The 20335-nt window shown below is 69.1% G+C and carries 16 protein-coding genes and 1 tRNA gene; 9 read left to right on the forward strand and 8 right to left on the reverse strand.

All coding sequences use genetic code 11. From position 1 onward, the window contains the following. Positions 1–113: 113 nt before the first annotated feature. The 8 genes from MFF21_RS14950 (at position 114) to MFF21_RS14985 (ending at position 8753) form a co-directional block, all read left to right on the forward strand. A complete protein-coding gene (locus MFF21_RS14950) occupies positions 114–1235 on the forward strand; it encodes an NADH:flavin oxidoreductase/NADH oxidase (protein WP_238311919.1) in 1122 nt (373 codons plus the stop codon). Positions 1236–1378: 143 nt separating this feature from the next. Next, positions 1379–1454: transfer RNA gene (locus tag MFF21_RS14955), tRNA-Ile, on the forward strand. A gap of 446 nt (positions 1455–1900) precedes the next feature. Beyond that, on the forward strand, positions 1901–2572 hold the full coding sequence (locus MFF21_RS14960; RefSeq protein WP_238311920.1) for an exopolysaccharide biosynthesis protein: 672 nt from the start codon (positions 1901–1903) through the stop codon (positions 2570–2572). Positions 2573–2615: 43 nt separating this feature from the next. Next, positions 2616–3053, forward strand: a complete 438-nt coding sequence (locus MFF21_RS14965) for a hypothetical protein (RefSeq protein WP_238311921.1) — start codon at positions 2616–2618, stop codon at positions 3051–3053. Between the two features lie 129 nt (positions 3054–3182). Next, entirely contained in the window at positions 3183–5642 is a 2460-nt protein-coding gene (locus tag MFF21_RS14970; protein ID WP_238311922.1) for a heavy metal translocating P-type ATPase, read from the forward strand. 48 nt (positions 5643–5690) lie between these two features. After that, positions 5691–6569 carry a CorA family divalent cation transporter gene (locus tag MFF21_RS14975; protein ID WP_238311923.1) on the forward strand — a complete coding sequence of 293 codons (879 nt, stop codon included), beginning with the start codon at positions 5691–5693 and terminating at the stop codon, positions 6567–6569. A gap of 1 nt (position 6570) precedes the next feature. After that, the gene (locus MFF21_RS14980; protein WP_238311924.1) at positions 6571–8418 is read left to right on the forward strand and encodes a hypothetical protein; all 1848 of its coding nucleotides are present in this window, start codon (positions 6571–6573) and stop codon (positions 8416–8418) included. Continuing rightward, a complete protein-coding gene (locus MFF21_RS14985; protein ID WP_238311925.1) occupies positions 8415–8753 on the forward strand; it encodes a hypothetical protein in 339 nt (112 codons plus the stop codon). Before MFF21_RS14980 ends, MFF21_RS14985 begins: the two co-directional genes overlap by 4 nt. A gap of 429 nt (positions 8754–9182) precedes the next feature. Here the strand turns inward: MFF21_RS14985 and MFF21_RS14990 are convergent, their stop codons facing one another. The 4 genes from MFF21_RS14990 to MFF21_RS15005 form a co-directional block, all read right to left on the reverse strand. Continuing rightward, on the reverse strand, positions 9183–10565 hold the full coding sequence (locus MFF21_RS14990) for an LLM class flavin-dependent oxidoreductase (protein WP_238311926.1): 1383 nt from the start codon (positions 10563–10565) through the stop codon (positions 9183–9185). Positions 10566–10576: 11 nt separating this feature from the next. Then, complete coding sequence (locus MFF21_RS14995) at positions 10577–11497, reverse strand: ABC transporter permease (protein ID WP_238311927.1); 921 nt, start codon at positions 11495–11497, stop codon at positions 10577–10579. 99 nt (positions 11498–11596) lie between these two features. Then, positions 11597–13177 (reverse strand): sugar ABC transporter ATP-binding protein, encoded by a 1581-nt coding sequence (locus tag MFF21_RS15000; RefSeq protein ID WP_238311928.1) that lies wholly within the window; start codon positions 13175–13177, stop codon positions 11597–11599. Positions 13178–13272: 95 nt separating this feature from the next. After that, positions 13273–14610 (reverse strand): sugar ABC transporter substrate-binding protein, encoded by a 1338-nt coding sequence (locus tag MFF21_RS15005; RefSeq protein WP_238311929.1) that lies wholly within the window; start codon positions 14608–14610, stop codon positions 13273–13275. Positions 14611–15256: 646 nt separating this feature from the next. Here MFF21_RS15005 and MFF21_RS15010 point away from each other — a divergent pair. After that, positions 15257–16480 carry an acyl-CoA dehydrogenase family protein gene (locus MFF21_RS15010; RefSeq protein ID WP_238311930.1) on the forward strand — a complete coding sequence of 408 codons (1224 nt, stop codon included), beginning with the start codon at positions 15257–15259 and terminating at the stop codon, positions 16478–16480. 54 nt (positions 16481–16534) lie between these two features. On the opposite strand, the gene MFF21_RS15015 is transcribed toward MFF21_RS15010, so the two are convergent. Genes MFF21_RS15015 through soxC form a run of 4 tightly spaced genes read right to left on the reverse strand, consistent with a single transcriptional unit; the run spans position 16535 to position 20333 of the window. Beyond that, positions 16535–17593 (reverse strand): LLM class flavin-dependent oxidoreductase, encoded by a 1059-nt coding sequence (locus MFF21_RS15015; protein ID WP_238311931.1) that lies wholly within the window; start codon positions 17591–17593, stop codon positions 16535–16537. A gap of 3 nt (positions 17594–17596) precedes the next feature. After that, complete coding sequence (locus tag MFF21_RS15020) at positions 17597–18553, reverse strand: aliphatic sulfonate ABC transporter substrate-binding protein (protein WP_238311932.1); 957 nt, start codon at positions 18551–18553, stop codon at positions 17597–17599. Positions 18554–18580: 27 nt separating this feature from the next. Continuing rightward, positions 18581–19123 carry a c-type cytochrome gene (locus tag MFF21_RS15025; protein WP_238311933.1) on the reverse strand — a complete coding sequence of 181 codons (543 nt, stop codon included), beginning with the start codon at positions 19121–19123 and terminating at the stop codon, positions 18581–18583. Continuing rightward, complete coding sequence (soxC, locus tag MFF21_RS15030) at positions 19113–20333, reverse strand: sulfite dehydrogenase (protein WP_238311934.1); 1221 nt, start codon at positions 20331–20333, stop codon at positions 19113–19115. The genes MFF21_RS15025 and soxC overlap by 11 nt, the downstream gene beginning before the upstream one ends. Positions 20334–20335 lie beyond the last annotated feature (2 nt).

Here is a 20335-nt window from a genome sequence, read left to right on the forward strand (position 1 = left end):
CCTTATCCAAAAGCTCGTTCTCATCCGGTTTTGTTGCCGCCGAACTGGAAGCTCTGCGCGCACTTCCCCAGATACCCCCATACACCGCCTAAACTCCTCAGGATGGAGCCGCCATGTCCGCCCCGCGCCTGTTCGAGCCCCTGCGGCTCGACGATCTCGTGCTCGAGAACCGCATCCTCGTCGCGCCGATGTGCCAGTACTCCGCCCGGGACGGGGCGGCGACCGATTGGCATGTGATGCATCTCGGCCAGCTCGCCGCCTCGGGGGCCGGGCTCCTGACCCTGGAGGCGACGGCGATCAGCCCCGAGGCGCGCATCACCGCCTGGGATCTCGGCCTCTACGACGACGCCACCGAGCGGGCGCTCGCCCGGGTGCTCGGCGCGGTGCGGGAATACGCGCCCGTGCCCGTCGCCCTCCAGATCGCCCATGCCGGGCGCAAGGCCTCGAGCCGGGCCCCCTGGGACGGGGGCGCGCAGATCCCGCCCGAGCATCCCCAGGGCTGGCGCACGGAGGCGCCCTCGGCGATCCCCCACGGGGCGGGCGAGGTGGCCCCGCACGCCCTCGACCTCTCCGACCTCAAGCGCATCCGCGACGGCTTCGTCGCCACCGCCCGGCGGGCGATGCGCCTCGGGATCGACGGGGTGGAGCTGCACGGGGCCCATGGCTACCTGCTGCACCAATTCCTCTCGCCGCTCGCCAACACCCGCGGCGACGCCTATGGCGGCGCCCTGGAGAACCGGATGCGCTTCCCCCTCGAATGCTTCGAGGCGGTGCGCGACGCGGTGCCGGCGGGACGCCCGGTCTGGATGCGCGTCTCGGCCACGGACTGGGTCGAGGGCGGCTGGGACCTCGAGGGCACCCTCGCCCTGGCCGAGGCCCTGAAGGCCCGGGGCGCCGCGGCGATCCACGTCTCCTCCGGCGGCCTCTCGACGGCGCAGACAATCCCCGTGGGGCCGGGCTACCAGGTGCCCTTCGCGGCGCGCATCAAGGCCGAGACCGGGCTTCCCACCATCGCCGTGGGCCTGATCACGCAACCCGCCCAGGCCGAGGCGATCCTGCAGAACGGCCAGGCGGATGCGGTCTCCCTCGCCCGCGCCCTGCTCTACGACCTGCGCTGGCCCTGGCACGCGGCGGCCGAACTCGGGGCGCAGGTGCGCGCGCCCAAGCAATACTGGCGCTCCCAGCCGCACGGCCTGAAGCACCTCTTCACCGACAGCGCCTTCGGCCAGCGCTGACGGGAGGCCCCCGGCGGGCGATCCGTCCCTTGCCGGCGCCGGGCACACGGGCTACCACGAACCCGGTTCCCGTCGCCGTTTCCGTCGCCGACCTCGCCGCCGACCCCCGGTCTCGGCGCCAAGGCCTTGAGAAGGAACCCAAAGGGCCTGTAGCTCAATGGTTAGAGCCGACCGCTCATAACGGTCTGGTTGCAGGTTCGAGTCCTGCCGGGCCCACCATCTCCCTGCCAAGTCGCTGCGAACGCTCAACGCGCATCGACAATCCGGCTTGAAGCTGGGTGTGATGGAACTGGGAGACGGGCGGAGGACTCGCTCGGCGAAGACTCTTCCGCCCGCAGGCCGCAGCGTCGCATCGAACACGTCCCATGACAGCATGAAGCTCGACCCGCCGATCAGTGGGCCGCACGCTCACTGGAGCGGTGAGCGTCCGATCAGCGCTTTTCACAGACGCGCCCGGGAACCGGCAAAGCGGGCGCCCCCAGGCCCGCAACAACCTCTAGTACAAAAGAATTCGCCCCAACTATTTGTTATAAAAATGTCATAATTTACCCGCTCTTAGGCTTGTCCGAGCCTCGCCGAGACGTAAAAATATTTTGATCGATAGATGAGAGGTTTGCGCTTATACACGCATTTGCGTGCCAAATCGCTCTCTATTAGGACTTAGTATGGGGCCAGCACTTGCAACTGCTGATTTTGCACCGCCGGCTCTGCGTACGGCTTCATCGCGTAGCCCCGTTCAGGCGAGCGAGCTGACGAAGCTTTTCGAGGCCGTCCTGCGCCGGGGCGATTTGGAAACCCTCACGGTCCGCGAGTTGCTCGGTGGGCTGGAGACATCTGCCTTCGGGATTCCCCTTGCCGCCCTGGCCGTTCCCGAGATTATCCCGGTCCCGATTCCCGGCCTGTCCCTCGTCATCGCCATTCCCACCGCGATGATAGGCGCTCAGATGGTCACCGCCCGAGACCGCGTCTGGCTGCCGGAATCGCTTCTCGACAGGCGTATCCAGGCTAAGCCGCTCAAGCGCGCGGTGAGGGCCATGCTGCCGCTGCTTCGCAGGATCGACGGCTTCACGCGACCGCGGGGCGCGATCTTCCACGGCAAGGCCGGCCAGCGCATGGTGGGTGTCGCCGTCATCATCTTAGCGCTGCTGATCGCCCTGCCGATTCCCGGCACGAACGCGCCCTTGTCGCTCACGGTCTTCATCCTGGCGATCGGCCTGATCCGGCGGGATGGGCTGCTGATTGCCGCCGGATTGCTTCTTACCGCCGCCTCGGCCGCCCTGATAGCCGGCGCGGCTCTCGCGCTCACGGAATGGCTCTTCGGAGCCCTCCTCGCCTGAGCGATGTCGCTCGGGACCTCCACCACCTGGGATAGGACCACTGATGAGTTCGTCGACTGCCACCGCCGAGGACCCCTTCACGATTCTCGGGGAGACGCTCGAGACTGCTGCCGGCGCCCTCGACGCTCCGACCGTCCATGCGCGCGAATCCGCGCACCGAGCCGCAGCGACGACCAAGCGGGTCGTGGGCTCGGGCGTGTATTCGGTCAGCTACGCCCTCGCTTATGGCGCGGTCTTCGCCGCCACTTACGTGCATGACCTGTTGCCGGAAGGCAGTGCGGTCCAGCGCGGCCTGTCCGACGGCAGCGATGATGCCCTCTCGTCCCGCTCTCGCCGCCACCTGCTGAAGCAGGCGCCGACGAGCACGCTTGCTCCGCGCGCGGACGTCCATGCCGGGCACGAGGCGCACGATCACCCCGTGCACAGCGACACCCGGCAGCATGTCGATGCTCTCGCGGGCAAGTTCGACGGAGAACACTGAACGCATCGCCCGCGAAGGGACGCGAAGTTCAGAACGAAAAATCATTTCCTATCAGTGCGTTGCAGCCACACCCGATCGTGCTGTGATCGGGCGTGGCTGCAAAAACACCCAACGAAGCGGTCCGACACGATGTCCTCCCTCTTCACGAGCTCTCTCGCGGATCCGGGAGCCGTCTGCTTCTCGGTCCGGGTCGTCGGGCCGGACCGGTTCGTTGTGGGGGGAGGCCAGTGGTTCTCCTCGGCCAGCCGCCTGGCCGAGTTTCTGCGCGTGACGCTGGCCGCGCCATCGGTCCGGTCGGTCACGATCGACCGGCAGCGCCATGAGGTGGATGTCCGGCACGAGCCGGGCGCCCGGAGGAAGGTGGTCGCCACCTACCGCGCGCGGCCTGCGGACCTGCCCGAACTCGACGTCGACCTTGAGGATGCGGAAGCCGCGCCCCATCGCCGGACCTCGTTCTTCCGCTACGGCCGCCTCATCAGCGACTGGATCCGCCAGGATGAAAAGCCCGGCCTCCTTCGGCTGCGTCATCCGGGCCTGCGGTGTCGTCCGGCGGCCTGGGACAGGGTGTCCAAGGCGCTGGATGATTTGCTCGGGATCGTCGCCTTTCGCGTGGACGGGCTTGGTGGAAGCCTGACCATCCGGTTCGACCCGGCGCTGATCCATGCGCAGCAAATCGTGCACGGGTTGCACCGGGCGGTTCAAGACAAGAGCAGAGACGCCGTCCGCCCCATCCTGCATCGGCTCGATCTGCCGGTCGCCACCGCTTCGCTCGCGCTCTCGGGGGGAGCGACCTTCGTAGCCCCCGCCCTCCTGCCGGTCGGCACCGCCCTCATGCTCGCCACGGCCGTGCCGAGCTACCACAGGGCGATCCAGGTCTTGGTCCAGGAGCGGCGCTTGGGCGTCGACGTCCTCGACAGCATCATCTTCACCACCTGCCTGTTCACCGGCGAGATCTTTGCCGGTGCGATGACTTCCTTCTTCCTGAGCGTCGGGCGGACCCTGCTGCGCAAGACCCAGGCACAGTCGGCGCGGCTCCTCGTCGACGCCTTGGGCCGACAGCCCAGCATCGTGCGCCTCGAACGGGCGGACGGCTCGACGGCCGAGGTGCGGATCGAGGACGTGAAGGCGGGCGACGTGGTCGTCGTCCATACCGGCGAGGCGGTTCCCGTCGATGGGGTCGTCCAGTCCGGCGAGGGCATGCTGGACCAGCAGGCCCTGACCGGCGAGGCGGCGCCCGTCGAGCGCGCCGCCGAAGATTCCGTACTCGCCGCGACCCTGCTGGTCGCCGGCCAGATCCGGGTGCGGGTCGAGCGGGCAGGCAAGGACACCACGGCTGGCAAGATCGCCGACATTCTCCGCGAGACCGTCTCGCACAAGCTGAAACTCCAGTCGCGCGGCGAGTCCCTGGCCGATTCGATCGTGGTGCCGGCGCTCGGCGTTTCGGCGCTCGCCGGGGCGATGATCGGGCCGAGCGCGGCGCTCGCTGTCATCAATTCGGATCTCGGCACCGGCATCCGCATGGCGGCGCCCCTCGCCGTCGTGACTTCGCTCTCGGCCTGCATCCGCTCCGGCATCCTGGTGAAGCAGGGCCGCGCCCTGGAGACCCTGCCGCAGATCGATACGGTGGTGTTCGACAAGACCGGGACGCTCACCCGCTCGGTGCCCGAGGTCGGGGAGGTGGTGTCCTGCGGCGCCCACGCGCCCACCGAGATGCTGCGTCTCGCGGCCGCGGCCGAACAGAACTTCTCGCACCCGATCGCGCGGGCCATCGTCGATCGCTACCAGGCCACGGACGGTGCGCCTCTGCCGGTGCTCGATGCCTCGCAATACGCCCTTGGCTTCGGCCTCACGGTGATCATCGAGGGCCGTCGCGTCCGGCTTGGCAGCCGCCGCTTCATGGACCGGGAGGGCCTCGTCTTCCCGGAATCCTTCGATCACGCCATGGCGCCTCGGCGCGATGCCGGTCACACCTTGATCTATATGGGCCTCGACGATGAGCCCGCCGGCCTCATCGACCTGCGTCCGTCGCAGCGTCCCGAGGCGGCGGATGCCGTGGAGAGCCTGCGCGCGGGAGGTATCAAGGAACTCATCATCCTGTCGGGGGACCATGACAGGCCGACGCGTCAGCTCGCCAACCAGCTCGGAATGGAGCGTTACTTCGCCGAGGTCCTTCCGGAGGACAAGGCGGCGGTGATCGCCGGACTCCAGCGGGAGGGACGCCGCGTCTGCTTCGTCGGGGACGGCATCAACGACGCCCTCGCCCTTCGCCAAGCCGACGTCTCGGTCTCCCTCAGCGGCGCGGCGGGGATCGCCACCGACACCGCGCAGGTGGTCTTCCTGGAGGGCAACCTGCGCCGGATGGGAGAGATGTTCTCGATCGCCCGCGAGCTGCACACGAATGTCGGTCAGAGCTGGAACCTGATCCGGGGCGCCAACGGCATCTGCATCGCCGGCGTGTTCCTGGCCGGTTTCAATATCTGGCACTCGGTGTTCTTCAACAACGCCTCAGCGCTCGGCGCCCTCGGCAACTCCCTGCGGCCGCTTCAGCGCCGGGCGGGCGCAGCGGGAGTGATGAACCTGCTTCGATAATGCCCCTGCCGGGGCAGACATCCCTTTACCCGAGAGGACCGACGCGTCGTGATCCTGACCTTCGCCCGCGGCGAGACTTGTCTGCAGCCCCTCGATCACTTTTCGGAGGAGAAGAGGCGTCAGCGACTCGCTCAATCCCTTTGGGTCGATCTCTTGGCCGCCACTCCGGAGGAGAGGGCCCTCGTCTCGTCGGTGCTGAACGTCGAGCTGTTCAGCCCGGACGAGTTGCACGAGATCGAGGAATCGAGCCGCATCTTCGTGGAGCAGGATGACCTCAACCTGATCTGCTGGCTGCCGTCCTTCGAGGGTGACGTGGCGGTGAATTTGCCCGTTGGCCTGATCGCCGACCACGAGCGCCTGATCAGCATGCGGCAGGGGAATTTCCCAGCCTTCCGCAGCTATGCCGAGCCGCGTCGGCGCAGCGGCCTGCCCCGGGTCAACAACTCGGCCGACATGCTCGTCGAGCTCTTCGACACCATCGTCGGCCAGCTCGCGAGCACCCTGCGGACGGTCGAACAGGACCTCAACGCCCTGACGACCGAGATCTTTTCCGATACGGCGCATCCCCGCAACGGCTTCGCCCGGCCCATGGGCCTCCGTGGCAAGACCAGCTTCCGGGACCTGAAGGGCATCGTGCAGCGTCTCGGCCGGCGCAACGCGCTGGTCGCCAATCTGCGCGATTCCGCGGTGACGCTGTCGACACTCATCCCGTTCATCATCGCGAACGGGCGGCACTGGGCCGGCCCCGACACGGTGGCCCAGCTTAAGCTCATCGGCAAGGATATCACCTCCCTGCGTGAGTATTGCGGGCAGCTCTCTGCAGAGGTGTCGTTCTTGCTCGACTCGACGATGGGCCTCATCAACATCGACGAGAACCAGAGCATGAAATTTCTCGGCTTGGCCGCCCTCGTCGTCGCCTTCATCTGAGATGACGACCGCCGTGCCGACGACTTGGCCGACCCGCGGCGCCCCCGCCGTCGCCCCGCTCTCTGTCCGCGTGGCGGGGGCCAGCCTCATCCTGACCGGGCCGCTCACGGGCCGCCTCGCCTGTGGCCCGGCCCTGCCAAACTTCCTGAACCGCTGCCTTCGGATCGAGCGGCTGGAGGGGCTGCGCTTCGATCTCACGGCGGCGCGGATCGAATTGCGGTTCTCCGGTCCGGTCGCAGCCTCGGGCGAGGACATGCACCATCTTGCCCGGATCATGCGGGAGGCCGGCCAACGGGAGAGCCTGCGCAGCGCGGCCTTCCTCCGGCACGTCTCGGAGCGCATCTGGGAAGAGCCTGTCACCCTGTGGCGGTCTGGCCCATCGCTCTCGACGTGGCGCGTGCATCATCTTGGCAGCGGCCGGGTCCGGTTGAGCCACGGGGTGCTGCGCGACCGGACTGCGCTTGCGATCGTCGCGAGCTTCCTCAAACGGCGCGGCGCCGTGATCGCAGTGGACCGGCACTCGGCCACGCGTGGCTTCCTCGACCTGCGCTGCGACCCGAGCGGCCTTCCCCACCTCGTGGCGGAGGCCGAGTCGATCGAGGCCATCCTGCGGCGGCGCGTGGTCACGCCCTTCTCCAACCCGGAGGTCAAGGGCCTGCTCATCAACGCCAATCTCGCTTTCGCCATCGGGGCGGCAATGGTCCCGGCGCTTATGCCGATCAGTGCCGTGGTACTGGCGGCGGCCTCCTGGCCGACGGCGCGCCAGGCTCTCCGGCAGCTCAGGCAGCGGAGGGCAGACGCGACAGCAATCCTGACGATCCTGTCTGCGCTCGCCCTCATCAACGGCGATCACCTGCCCGCCGCGCTGATGTTGTGGCTATTCCGGGTCTGGGACAAGTTGACCCGCCGCAACCTGTGCCGGACGGAGGTCGCCCTGTTCGAGCGCCTCGCCGTCGCCTTGGGCGGGGACCGGACCGCCCTCCGGGGAGCGGCCGAAGCGGCAGTGACGGTTTTCTCCGAAGCGCCGCGGTCCAAGGCGGCCACGGCCTTTGCGGATGCGAGCACTCCGCTGATGCTGTGCGTCGGCGCCTCGGCCGCATTCTCGGGGGGTGCGCCGTTGGCACAGGCGGTGCTGCGGCCGGATTTCTTTAGCCCGGTGCTGGTGCATCGGCGCATCGCCGCGGCCGAGATCGTTCTACGCCTGGCCGATCAGGGCATCGTGGTGCGCAACTTCCGTGCGCTTCTCGAGATTCGCGAGGCCGACGAGATCCTGCTCGACGACGGGGTGGAGTGGGACACGTCCGGCCTCGGCCCCGGCGAGTTCGGACAGCGCATGGCCAAACTCGGACTGCGCGAGACCGTCCTCTTCCGCCCGGCGCGGGACGAGGGGCGGGACGACCTCGCCATACGCATCGGCGCCTCGCGCCACTTCGTCCGCAGCGCGGTGCACACGCCCGCGAGCTATCTCGCCCAGCAGCGACTTCTCGGTCACCGGGTCATCCATTTGCATGCCGTGCACGGGGCCGAGCCCCATGCCAAGTCCGACGTGCCCATCGCGGTCGGTCCGGCCGCTCTCGCCGACAGCAAGGCGCAGATCGGCCTGCCGGGACCGGACCTCGCCCGGCTCTGCGAGATCGTCGCCTTCGTGCGACGGACGGAGGGCGAGGAGACGTCGGTCAAGTCGATGACCGTCGCCCTCAACACTGTGCTGATCGGCGCCTGCGTCTATGCCGGCCTGTCGGCCATCGGGGTCGTCGCCGTCGGGACCCTGGCAACGGCAGGACTATGGCTGGGTCTCGAAAGGCGCCTGGGACGGGTCATGACCCGTCGCCCGGGAGGCAGGATTTGAGCCGGGAAATTCTGTGCCGCCTGCCTGTCGCATGGCCGGTTGGTTGTGACCGACGTGCCCTCATCGACGCCCGGCTCGCCCCGCATACCGCCTCATGGGAGGAGCGGCTTTCGCACGTCCTCATACCCGGGCGACCCGCGGCCACCTGGCTCTCGGATCGGGTACTCGAGGTCCGCGCCGCAAAAGTGACGTTCTGGGCGGTGCTGACAGAGAAGGAAGTCACCGTGTTTTGGGATGCCCCGCTGGCCATTCGCATGATTATGACACCGAGCAGGCGTGAGGCGATCATCGAAGCGTTGAAAACTGATATGGGCGCCCTGCCCGCCAGCGCATGATCATCTGTCCGACCGTGAATGACGCGTGCGTGACCCTGCGATGGGCGCCATGCGACCGCCGCGTCACCGCTCTTGAATTCGACCCGGCTTGCGGTCCACGGCCCATGCCAGTTCCCGGGCTGTGACAGACGGGTTGGCGAAGGCTCGAAGCGCCAAGCCGCCCAGGGCCGTATGCGATCGATCCTCGTTGTCATGGCACCTCCCGTCCTCGAGGCGCTCGCAGGCATCGGTCAGCGACACGAGCCGAACCTGCTTGACGAGAGTCCCTCAACGGATGCGGCGTCCTGAGGGGCTATCATCGGCCATCTGCTCGAAGGCAAAATAAATTATTGCAAATCATTCTATAGATAAAATTGAAAATTTTCCCGTCGATGAAGACGACATCTGAATATATACATCATCCAATATTTTTATTTTTCTCAATTCCGCCTAAGTCGATTCGCCCTTTCGATCACCAAAAGCCCCGCGATAGCGCGCGGCCGGGTGGCGTGCGTTGAGGCGCGGGCCGCGCCCGGGAAAGAGGCGCTCGCGGTAAGTGCCGGGGCCGTACTCGGTCTGAGCCAAGCCACGGGCCTGCAGCACCGGCACGACGTGTTCGATGAAGTCGACGAACGAGCCCGGCGTCGTCTGATAGATGACGTTGACCCCATCGATGCCCGCCGCCTGCCAGCGGGCGAGATCGTCGGCGATGCTCTCTGGCGTGCCGACGATGCGGGTGTTGTAGGCATAGGCATTGCCGAGATCGGCCACCGTCGCCCGCTTGCCGGGATTGGCCTCCTCGAAGAAGCGCACCAGCCCCTGGACGCCCTGAATGTCGAGTTCGTCGACCGGCTTGTCGGGCGGCAGCAGCCCGAGATCGATGCCGAGGTCGCGGCTGATATGGGCGAGCAGGCCGTCGGTGCTGCGATACGCGTCGAGGTCGCGCGCCTTGCGCTGCGCCTCCGCCTCGGTGCTGCCGACGACGAAGGACAGGCCCTGGATGAACAGGAGGTCGCTCGGGTCGCGCCCGGCGGCGGCGACCTGGGCGCGCATCTCCTGCACCAGCCGCCGCGCACCCTCCGGCGTGAGGCTGGCGATGAAGGTGCCCTCGGCGTTGCGCGCGGCGAAGGCGCGGCCCGCCTGGGACGAGCCGGCCTGGAACAGCACCGGCGTGCGCTGGCGCGAGGGCTGCGACAGGTGCGGGCCGAGCACCCGGTAGCGCGCGCTCTCATGGTGGATGCGGTGAACCCGGCTCGGATCGGCGTAGCGGCCGCCCTTCCTGTCGTTGAGCACCGCATCGTCGTCCCAGGAGCCCTCCCAGAGCTTGTAGGCGACGTCGACATATTCGTCGGCCCAGCGGTAGCGCTCGTCATGCGGGACGATGCGGTCGAAGCCGTAATTCTGCGCCGCGTTGTGGCTGACGCTGGTGACGATGTTCCAGCCGATGCGGCCGCGGCTGAGATGGTCGAGGGTCGAGACCTTGTGGGCGAAGTTGAACGGGTGCTCCTGAAGGATCGAGCTGGTGAAGGTCAGCCCGAGATGCTCCGTCGCCCCGATCAGGGCGGCGATGAGAGCGCCGGAATCGTTGATCGGGATCTGCACCGCCTCTTCGAGATAGGTGTCCCAGCTGCCCTTGTAGGCCGGATCGACGCCGATCACGTCGGCCACGAACAAGGCGTCGAAGCGGCCCTTCTCCAGGAGCTTGGCGAGTTCGACCCAAGGAGCGAGATCGTTGAACGCGGTCTGGCGCGTGTCCTCGCGGCGCCAGAGGCCGTGATAGACGTGGGAGACGGCGTTCATCGAGAAGCCGTTGAGGATGAGGCGCTTGGTCATGGCGGGTCGCCTCACTTCACGAGGGCGGCCAGGGAGCGCTCGCGGCTCACCAGCACCGCGGCGATGACGACAGCGCCCTTCACGACCATCTGCGAATACTGGCTCACCCCCATCAGGTTGAGGCCGTTGTCGATGATGGTGATGATGAGCACGCCGATCAGGGTGCGGTGCGGGCCGCCGACGCCCCCCGCCAGCGAGGTGCCGCCGACCACGATCGCCGCGAGACTGCTCAGCAGCAGATCCTGCCCGACCGAGGGACCGGCGGCGCCGAGGCGGGCCACGATCAGGATCGCGCCGATGCCGGTGAGCAGGCCCGCCAGGGCGAAGGCGTAGATCTTGTAGCGCCGCACCGGGATGCCGGCAATGCGCGCCACCGTCTCGCCGCCGCCGATCAGGGCCATGTAGCGGCCGAAGCGCGTGCGGTTCGCGACCAGGACCGCGCCGCCCCAGGCGAGCAGCGCGCACAGGGCGATGTTGGGCAGGCGCGGGACGAGCTGGCCGATGGCGATCTCCTCGAAACCCGGCAGATCGAACTGGATGGCGCGGCCCTGGAGGATCTGCAGGGCAAGCCCGCTGAAGATCGACAACGTGCCGAGGGTCACGACGAAGGACGGAACCCGGCCGACCGCGTAGACGAGGCCGTTGACGAGGCCGAGACCCGCGCCGATGGCGGCGGCGACGAAGAAGATCCCGCCGCCGATCTCGGTGTGGTTGAGGATCTGCACGCTGGCGGCGGCGACGAACAGCACGATCGCGCCGACCGAAAGGTCGATGCTGCCCATCAGGATGATGAAGCTGCCCCCGAGGCAGACGATCAGCAGGGCGCCGGCCTGACCACTCAGCGCGGTGAAGTTGCGCCAGGTCGCGAAGGATTCGGTCGCGAGGGAGAAGAAAGTCACGAGCAGCACGACCACGGCGATCGGCAGCCCCACGCTCCTGTCGACCTTTGGAAGGGACAGCCACCTCCGGGACGCGGGCGCAGTCAGACGGACGGTCTCGGCGGTCATCATGGGTCTCCGGATCAGCCGGTGTCAGGCGGCGAAGGCGGGCGCGTCGCCGCTCTGCGGCAGCATCAGCGCGACGAGATCCTGCTCCCGGGGCTTGGCCTCGGCCGGGGCCGGCAGGTCGGCGACGAGCCGCCCGCGCTGCAGGATCAGGATGCGGTTCGACAGCCCGATCAGTTCGAGCAGTTCGTCGGTGATCAGCACGATCCCGACACCGCGCTCGGCGAGATCCCGGATCAGCCGGTAGATCTCCTCCTTGGCGCCGGCATCGACGCCGCGGGTCGGATTGTCGAGCACCAGCACCTTGAGGGAGCGGCAGAGCCAGCGGGCGAGCACGACCTTCTGCTGGTTGCCGCCGGAGAGGCTCGCGGTCCTGGCATCCGGCGTGGCGGAGCGGATGGCGAGGCCGCGCACATGCCGCTGCGCCGTCTCCACCTCCCGGCGGCGCCGCCACCAGCCGAGGGCATTGGCGAAGAGATCGCCCCCGCTCGCGAGCGAGATGTTCCAGGCCACGCTCGCCGAGGGGATGATCCCCTCCACCAGCCGCTCCGCCGGGACGTAGCCGAGGCCGTCACGGACGAAGCGCCCGATCTCCGCCGCGCTGGCGGGCGCGTCCCCGAGCGCGACGGTGCCCGCATCGGCCGAATCGATACCGGCGATCGCCTTGCCAAGCGCACCCTTCCCGGAATCGAGCAGGCCGCCGATGCCGACGACCTCGCCCGGGCGGACCCGCAGGTCGATGGGCGCGAAGGCGCCGGCCCGTTCGAGCGCCCGCACCGTGAGAACCGGCTTCTCCGCCTCCGAAACCACCCGCTGGCGGTGCTCGTGATAATAGTCGGCCACCCGCGCCCGCCCGACCATCAGGCTGTGCAGTTCGGCCTCGCTCGTCGCGCGGGGATCGCGTTTCGCCACCAGCTTCCCGTCCTTGAGGACGTAGATGATGTCGGAGACGCCGAGCACCTCGGTCAGCCGGTGGGACACGAAGAGCAGCGAGCCGCGCTTCCGGACGCGATCGACGAGGCGGAAGAACGCCTCCTCGTCGCGGCGGTCGAGGGCGGAGGTCGGCTCGTCGAGGAGGACCAGGGGCGTCTCGACCCCGCCGAGAAGACGGCCCGCCAAGCAGGCCCGCGCGATCTCGATCGACTGGCGCTTCGAGAAATCGTAGGCGCCGGTGCGGCGGCGGACATCGATGTCGAGATCCGCCTCCTCGGCGATCCGTTCGGCCGCGGCGATCATCGCGCCCCGGTCGAGGAATTGGCCGGCCCGTGCGAAGCCCGCCTCCCAACCGAGGAGCAGGTTCTCGTAGACCGGCACGTTGAGGACGAGCGACTGCTCCTGGAACACGCGGGATACGCCGAGCCGGGCGGCCCGGCCGTAATCCCGCGGTGCGTAGGGGAGGCCGGCGAGGCGCATCGTCCCGTGCTGGGCGGCGGTGATCCCGCTCAGGATGTTGAACAGCGTCGACTTGCCGGCGCCGTTCTCGCCCACGAAGGTCACGACCGCGTTGCGCGGGATATCGAATTCGATGCCGTCGAGCACCGGAACGGGCCCGTAGCGCATGGAAAGCCCCCGAGCCTCGAACAGCGGCCCGGCGCGTCGATCGTTCATGATCCCGTCGTCTTCCTGTCGTTCGAGCGCCGCTCACGTCCCGAGCCCATCGCGCGCCTCGGGGTTCCGGTCAGAGGCCCGTCCCCGGGCGGCGGTCAGGCCTTGCGGTTGGGCGAGGGGCCGTCGAACTTGATCTTGTTGCGGTCGGCATACTCCGCCTTCACCGCCTCCAGCTCGCCCCGCGCCTTGGCCTCGGCATAGGCCTTGGGCAGCGTCCAGCCGTCGGGCTTGGGATAGCCGCGCCAATGGTGCTCCACGTCGATCGGGTAGAGATCGGCCTGCGGATCCCAGTCGTTCGGGTGCAGGACATGCGACAGCTTGCGATAGTCGAACGGCTCGACATCCTTGTTGTCGACGTAGCGGTCGATATAACTGTCGATATTGTCCCGGGTGACCGTGAGCGCGCGCCAGTAGAGCTGCCGCTCGGCCGCCCGCGGCTGCCAGCCATGGGTCACGTCGAAGATGCGGGCGGCGAAGAGCGCGCCGGTATAGACCGGGCTGTTGCCGCTCGTGGCGGTCTGCAGGCCGCGCTTGATCGCCTGTGAGCCGAGCGAGGTCCCGTCGGCACCGCCGACGAAGATATCCTTGCCCGGCTTGATGCCGGCATTGCGCAGGGCCGCGAGCGCCCCCTGCGCCTCGTCGTCGTTCTGCGTGATGATGCCGACGATGTTCTTGTTGCGCGACAGCAGATCCTCCGTCGCCCGCAGGGATTCCTCCCGCAGCCACTTGCCGGGAAGCGTGTCGACGAGCCTGGTCTTCGGGAAATCCTTGAAGGCGTCGTCGCGCCCGCGGTTGCGCGCCGCCTCGCACCAATTGCCCGGCGTGCCGGTGAGGGCCACGACGTCGCCGCCGCCGAATTTTTCGGTGACCGCCTTCAGAACCTCTGCCGAGACGCGCCGATGCGCGTCGTCCTCCTCGGGCACGGCGTAGAGCGTGTAGTAATCGCCCGCGTCGAACGGCGTGTACCAGGCCACGCTGTCCCAGATCGCGCCGAAATAGGTCTTCGTGTCCTCGGCGACCTTCGAGACCCGGCGCAGCGCACTGCCGTCGAGGATGTTGAAGAAGCCACCGGCGGCGCGGGTCGTCGTCAGCTGCTCGAACTGGTTGAGTTGGCGGGTGCTGTCGATCTGGCCGTCGAGGAAGACGTAATTCTGGCCGAGCGCCTTCGAGGCGGCTTCGGCGCCCTTGCTGACGAGCTGGTTGTATTCGGTGCTGGCACTCCAGGCGAGATAGGCGATCTTGCCGGAGGGATCGGCCACCGCGACGCTCGGCAGGCCGAGGGCCGTCGCCGCGGCGCCGGCCGACAGGCCGGCCGAGGCGAGGGCCAGGAAGTCGCGGCGCGACACGCCCCGCGTATCGAGCCGGTCCATGTAGCGGTCGACGACCTTCCGGTCCTCGAAATCGGGCATCGAGCGATGACGGCGGCTTGTCACTTGAGAGGTCTCCACCTTCACGGACCGCGCATCCCGAGCGGCCTGTCACGGCGCTTTCCGGCCGCCGCATCCGCGCGCACGAAGCGACGCGGCCGGCTCGTCGTGCAGAGGACTGACAAGCATCGTTTCAACCGATGCTTGGATCTGCATACGATATTCTGGAGAAAGCTTGAGCAATAATCTCGGCCGCGCGAATTTCAGTCAATAGAAATATTTACCTTATATTTCGGCTCATGCGGAACATGCATTCGAACACGCAGACGATTTCGCAGGTTTGCTTCTCCGCTCCGGATCGCAACCATCGAATGCCTGCCTGGGCGGCACGTTGAAGGGGCAACACCGCCGCGGCGCCGCATCGCGTCTGAGGAAGAGCCGAGGCGCGCAGCCTCGGCCGGGTCCGTGCCTTCTCGAAGCTCTTCCTTTGAAGAGAGGCGGCACCGAGAATGTCGTTTTCGTTGATCCTGATGAAAAAGGACAACAAACTTCATCGATCTCCCACCAAAGAAAGATCTTTCAAAATCGCGTGCGTGCGCCGCAATCCGGATGGTTTGTCTTGAGCTTGCGGCGAGAATTGCCGATTTCGTTGCCCTTCCGCGCCCGATGGCCGCCCTGGCGGTTCGGGCGGGCAGCAGAGGACAACCGGACGATGTCGCAGATCGATGCGGGCTGGGGGGCCGGCCCGAGCGGACGCTACGAGGAGCTCGCGGCGCGCTTCCGGCCGGTCTTCGCCGAGATCCGCGCCGGCGCCGTCGCACGGGACGCCGAGCGTCGCCGGCCCCATGCCGAGCTCGGCTGGCTCAAGGAAGCTGGCTTCACCACCCTGCGCGTCCCCGCCGAAGCGGGCGGGATCGGCGCGAGCCTGCCCGAACTCTTCAATCTGCTGATCGAACTCTCGGCGGCCGATTCCAACGTCACCAACGCGCTGCGCGCGCATTTCGGCTTCACCGAGGACGTGCTGACCGCCGCCTCGCCCGAATGGCGGACCCGCTGGATCGCCCGGCTCGCGGCGGGCGACACGGTCGGCAGCGGCGTGTCGGAGACGGGACCGGCCAAGGTCGGGCAGTTCGACACGGTCCTGCGCCACCGCGGCGGCGAGCGGGTGCTGGACGGCAGGAAATTCTACACGACGGGCTCGCTGTTTGCCGACTGGATCCACCTGTCGGCGCAGGACGAGGACGGCGCGCCCGTGGTCGCGGCGGTGCCGACCCGCGCCCCCGGCGTCACCATCGAAGACGACTGGGACGGCTTCGGACAGGCGCTCACCGCGAGCGGCACCGCCCGCTTCGAGGGCGTCGTGCTGGCGCCGGAGCTGATCAAGCCGGAGGCGGCGCGCTTTCCCTACGCGATGGCCTTCTTCCAGCTCGTGCATCTGGCCACGCTGACCGGGATCGGCCGGGCGGCGGCGGAGGATGCGGCCCGGCTCGTCGCGGCCCGGACCCGGGTCTACAGTCACGGCAATGCCGGGCGCACGGCCGACGACCCGCAGGTGCAGGCGGTGGTCGGCCGGGTGCGCGGGAACGCCTACGCCGCGGGCGCCATCGTGCTGAAGGCGGCCGAGAGCGTGCAGCGCGCCTTCGAGGCGGCCCAGGCCCAGGGGCGGGACGCGGCCGAACCGGCCGCTGCCCTGGCCGATATCGAGGTCAACCAGGCCGTCACCGTGGTGACGAACCTCGTCCTGGAAGCCACCACCGTGCTGTTCGACGCGCTCGGCGCCTCCGCCGTGAAGGCCGAGCACGGGCTCGACCGCCACTGGCGCAACGCCCGCACGCTGACCTCGCACAACCCGCGGATCTACCGCGAGCGCAGCGTCGGTGCCTTCGCCCTCAACGGCACCCGGCCGCCCCGCGAGTACCGCGTCGGCACGGCCTGAGGGCGCGGGGTCTCGCGCCGAAGGCCACGATCGGATCCGGCCCTTCCCGCCGCCTCAGCCCCGCACCCGCGGAAGCACCTCGGCGGCGAAGCGGCGCATCTCGGCCTCGAAGGGCTGGAACTGCAGCATGAACAGCTCGATCCCCGCCGCGTGAAAGGCGCGGATGCGCGCGGCCACCGCCGCGTAGCTGCCCACCAGCCCGGCGGCGGTGCCGCCATTGGTGCCGACATGGTGGGCGGCCGCCGCATCCGTCTTGGCGAACATCACGCTCGCCGCATCGGTTCGCGCCCGGGTCTCGGCCCGCAGGCCCTCGTCGCGGCGGCTGAGAGCCAGCAGCCGGGCGAACTCGGCCTGTGCCGCCTCGTCCGTCTCCCGCGCGATCACGAAGGCCGAGAGGCCGTAGCGCAGGCGGCCCGCCGCCGCCGGCCGCCGCGCCAGGTCGGCGATGAGGTCGGCGACCGCCTCGAGGGGCTGGCCGTTGATGAACCAGACGTCGCCGTGATCGGCCACCAGCGCGCGGGCCGGCTCGGATTCGCCCCCGACATAGATCGTGGGCCGCGCCCGATAGGTGCCGGCGGGCTTGAGCTGATAGTCCTCCACCCGGAAATGCCGCCCCTCGAAGCGCACGCGCTCGCCGCGCATCAGCCGGTCGACCAGGGCGATCCATTCGCGGCCATAGGCATAGCGCTCGTCATGGTCCGGGAACGGCAGGCCGGCCCGCTCGAATTCGGCACGGTTCCAGGCATTGACGAGGTTCAGGCCGAAGCGGCCGGCGCTGACATGCTCGATCTGGAGCGCCATCTTGGCGAGCACGACCGGGTGGTAGAGCCCCGGCTTGATGGCGCCGATGATCTCGATCCGCCGCGTCACGGCGGCGAGGGCGGCGCAGGCCGTCCAGGCTTCCAGCTGATCGCGGGTCTCGTCGTAGGGGTTCACCGTGTGCTGGGCGACGAGCACGGAATCGTAGCCCAGCGCCTCCGCTTCCAGCACGAGGGCGCGGTTGCGCGCCCAGGAGGCGTCGTGCGGCTCGTCGGGATCGTGGCGGGCGGCGCGCGAGCCGTGGACGGGGGCCCAGATCCCGAAGCGGAGGGGAGGCGTCGTCGCCTGCGGCATGGCTCAGCCCCGCCCCGCCGGCGGCTGCCAGATCCGGACCGCGGCGGTGTCGAGCCGCCGCGGGATCAGCCCGGCTTCCAGGAAGGTGTCGGCGATGGCCTGCTGCTCGGAGAGCGCCGCCCGATCGACCGCCGTGACCCGATAGCTGCGCCGCGCATTCACCGTGGCCACGACCTCCGGCGGCAGGTCGCCCCAGAGCGGGGCGAGCAGGGCGACGGCCTCCTTCGGGTTGGCTTTCACCCATTCCCCGGCCTCGACCAGGGCGGAGAAGACCGTGGCGACGACCTCCGGATGGGCGGCGGCGAAGCCGTCGGTGACCGTGTAGTAGCGGTTGTAGCTCGACAGGCCGGTCGCATCGGCGAGCACCCGCACCGGGCGCTTGGCCTGCACGATCGCCAGGAACGGGTCCCAGATCACCCAGGCGTCGAGGTCGCCCTGGGCGAAGGCCGCCGCGCCGTCCGCCGCCTCCAGATAGGCCGGCCTGATGTCGGAGAAACTCAGGCCCGCCCGCTTGAGGGCGGCGGCGAGGATGAAGTGGCAGCCGGAGCCCTTCGAGACGCCGACCACGCGCCCCTTCAGATCGGCGATCGAGCGGATCGGGGATTCGTCGGGCACGATGATCGCCTCGGCCCGGGGCGAGCCCGCCTCCATCGCGTAGAAGGTCAGCGGGGCATGGGCCGATTGCGTGAAGATCGGCACGGCGTCCGCGACATCCGCGTGGAGATCGACGGCGCCGGTGTTCATCGGCTCGATCACCTTGGTGAACTGGTGCCAGCTCACCCCGAAGCCCTGCGCGCCGAGGCGCTCTTCGAGGATGCCCTTCACCTTGAGCACGGTGAGCAGGGTCGAGGAGCGCTGGAAGCTCACGCGCACGGTCTGCCTGGCCCGGGCCGGGCGCAGGGATCCGAGGGAGAGGCCGGCGGCGAGCGCCGTCGCGAAGGTCCGTCTGGTCAGGGTCATGGCGATCGTGGGGTTCGTCGGGAAACGTCAGCGGCCGGCCGGCACGTCCGGGCGCGGATCGGCGGTGAAGCCGCCGCGGTTCGGCATGGCGACCTTCGGCAGGCTCGCCGCATCGAGGCTCGCCTCCTCCGGCAGCAGGCCGTTGAGGTGCAGCACGTAGGCGCTCACCGCGTAGGTCTCGCCGGCGGACAGCGATTGCGGCGCGTCGAAGGGCATGGCGCGGCGCACGTAGTCGAAGAGCGTCGTGGCGTAGGGCCAGAAGCTGCCGACCGTGCGCAGCGGCTTGGCCGTGGCGAGGCTGCCCTGCCCGCCCGCGAGGGCGTCCGCTGGGCCGCCCTCGCCGCGGGCGCCGTGGCAGCCGGCGCAACGCGCTGCGAAGAGGCTCGCCCCCTCCCGCACGCTGCCGCGCCCGGGGGGCAGGCCCTGCCCGTCGGGGCGCGCCTCGATGTCCCAGGCGGCGATCTGCTCCGGGCTCGCCGGATGGCCGAGGCCGAGCGGGCCGGCGGGCTCGGCGAGGGCCGGTCGGCCGAGTACGAGGCCGAACAGGAGGGCCAGGAACTCACGCCGCATGGGTGACCGCGCCCCCTTGCGCGACGCTCCAGCCGAACACGGCGTTGTTGTGATAGTAGGAGCGCGTGCCCCGCACGGAGACGAGGGCGTCCCGGCTCGGCTGCACGTAGCCGGTCTCGTCCCGCGCCCGGCTGAGGAGCCGGGCGGGGCCGCCCTCCCAGCGCCAGGGCAAGCGGAAGCGCGTGAAGCAGCGCGGCCGCACCGGCCCTTCGAGGGAGGCCGGACGCCAGGAGGCCCCTCCATCCGTCGAGACGTCGACGCCGGCGATCTTCCCCCGCCCGGTCCAGGCGAGGCCGCGGATCTCGTGGAAGCCGGGGGCGCGCAGACGCTGGCCGCCGGAGGGCGCCGTGATGACGGATTTCGCCTCCATCACGAAGGTGAACTGGCGTGCGCTGCCGTCCGGCATCAGGTCGGTGTATTTCGAGGTCTCCTCGCGCGTCTGGAACGGCTGGTCGCCGACCTTCAGGCGGCGCAGCCACTTGATGCTCAGGTTTCCTTCGAGACCGGGCAGGAACAGGCGCAGGGGATAGCCCTGCTCCGGCCGCAGGCGCTCGCCGTTCTGGGCATAGGCCAGGATCGCCCCGTCGAGCGCGGCCTCGAGCGGGATCGACCGGCTCATGGCGCAGGCATCCGCCCCCTCGGCGAGGATCCAGGCCGCTCCCGGCTTCACCCCCACCTCGGCGAGCACCGTCGCCAGTTCGACGCCGGTCCATTCCGCGCAGGACATGAGGCCGTGGCTGTCCTGCACCGTCCAATCGGGCCTGGCCCCGAGCCAGGGCGTGTTGCCGGAGCATTCGAGGAAATGCAGCCGCGACACGGCGGGGAAGCGGACGAGGTCGTCCATCGTCAGGACGAGAGGCCGCTCCACCAGCCCGTGGACCACGAGGCGATGCCGGTCGGGGTCGACCGCCGGGATGCCGGCATGGTGGCGCTCGTAATGCAGGCCGTTCGGCGTGATGATGCCGTGCAGCCCCTGCAGGGGCGTCACCGTGGCGACCGCGCCCGGAAAGGCCGGCGGAAGCCTCGGATAGCGGGCGAGGGCCTCGCCCGGGGCGGGGCGGCCATAGCCGGGGGCGGTCGCTCCCTGCTCCTTCGTCCAGGACGGAACCTCCAGGGGCCCCTCGCCCTCGGCGAACGCCCGTGTCGCGGCGCCCGCTCCGGCGAGCGTGCCGCCGGCCATGCGCAGGAAGGCGCGCCGGTTCTCTCGCATCC

The organism is Methylobacterium organophilum (assembly GCF_022179465.1).
Taxonomy (GTDB): domain Bacteria; phylum Pseudomonadota; class Alphaproteobacteria; order Rhizobiales; family Beijerinckiaceae; genus Methylobacterium; species Methylobacterium organophilum.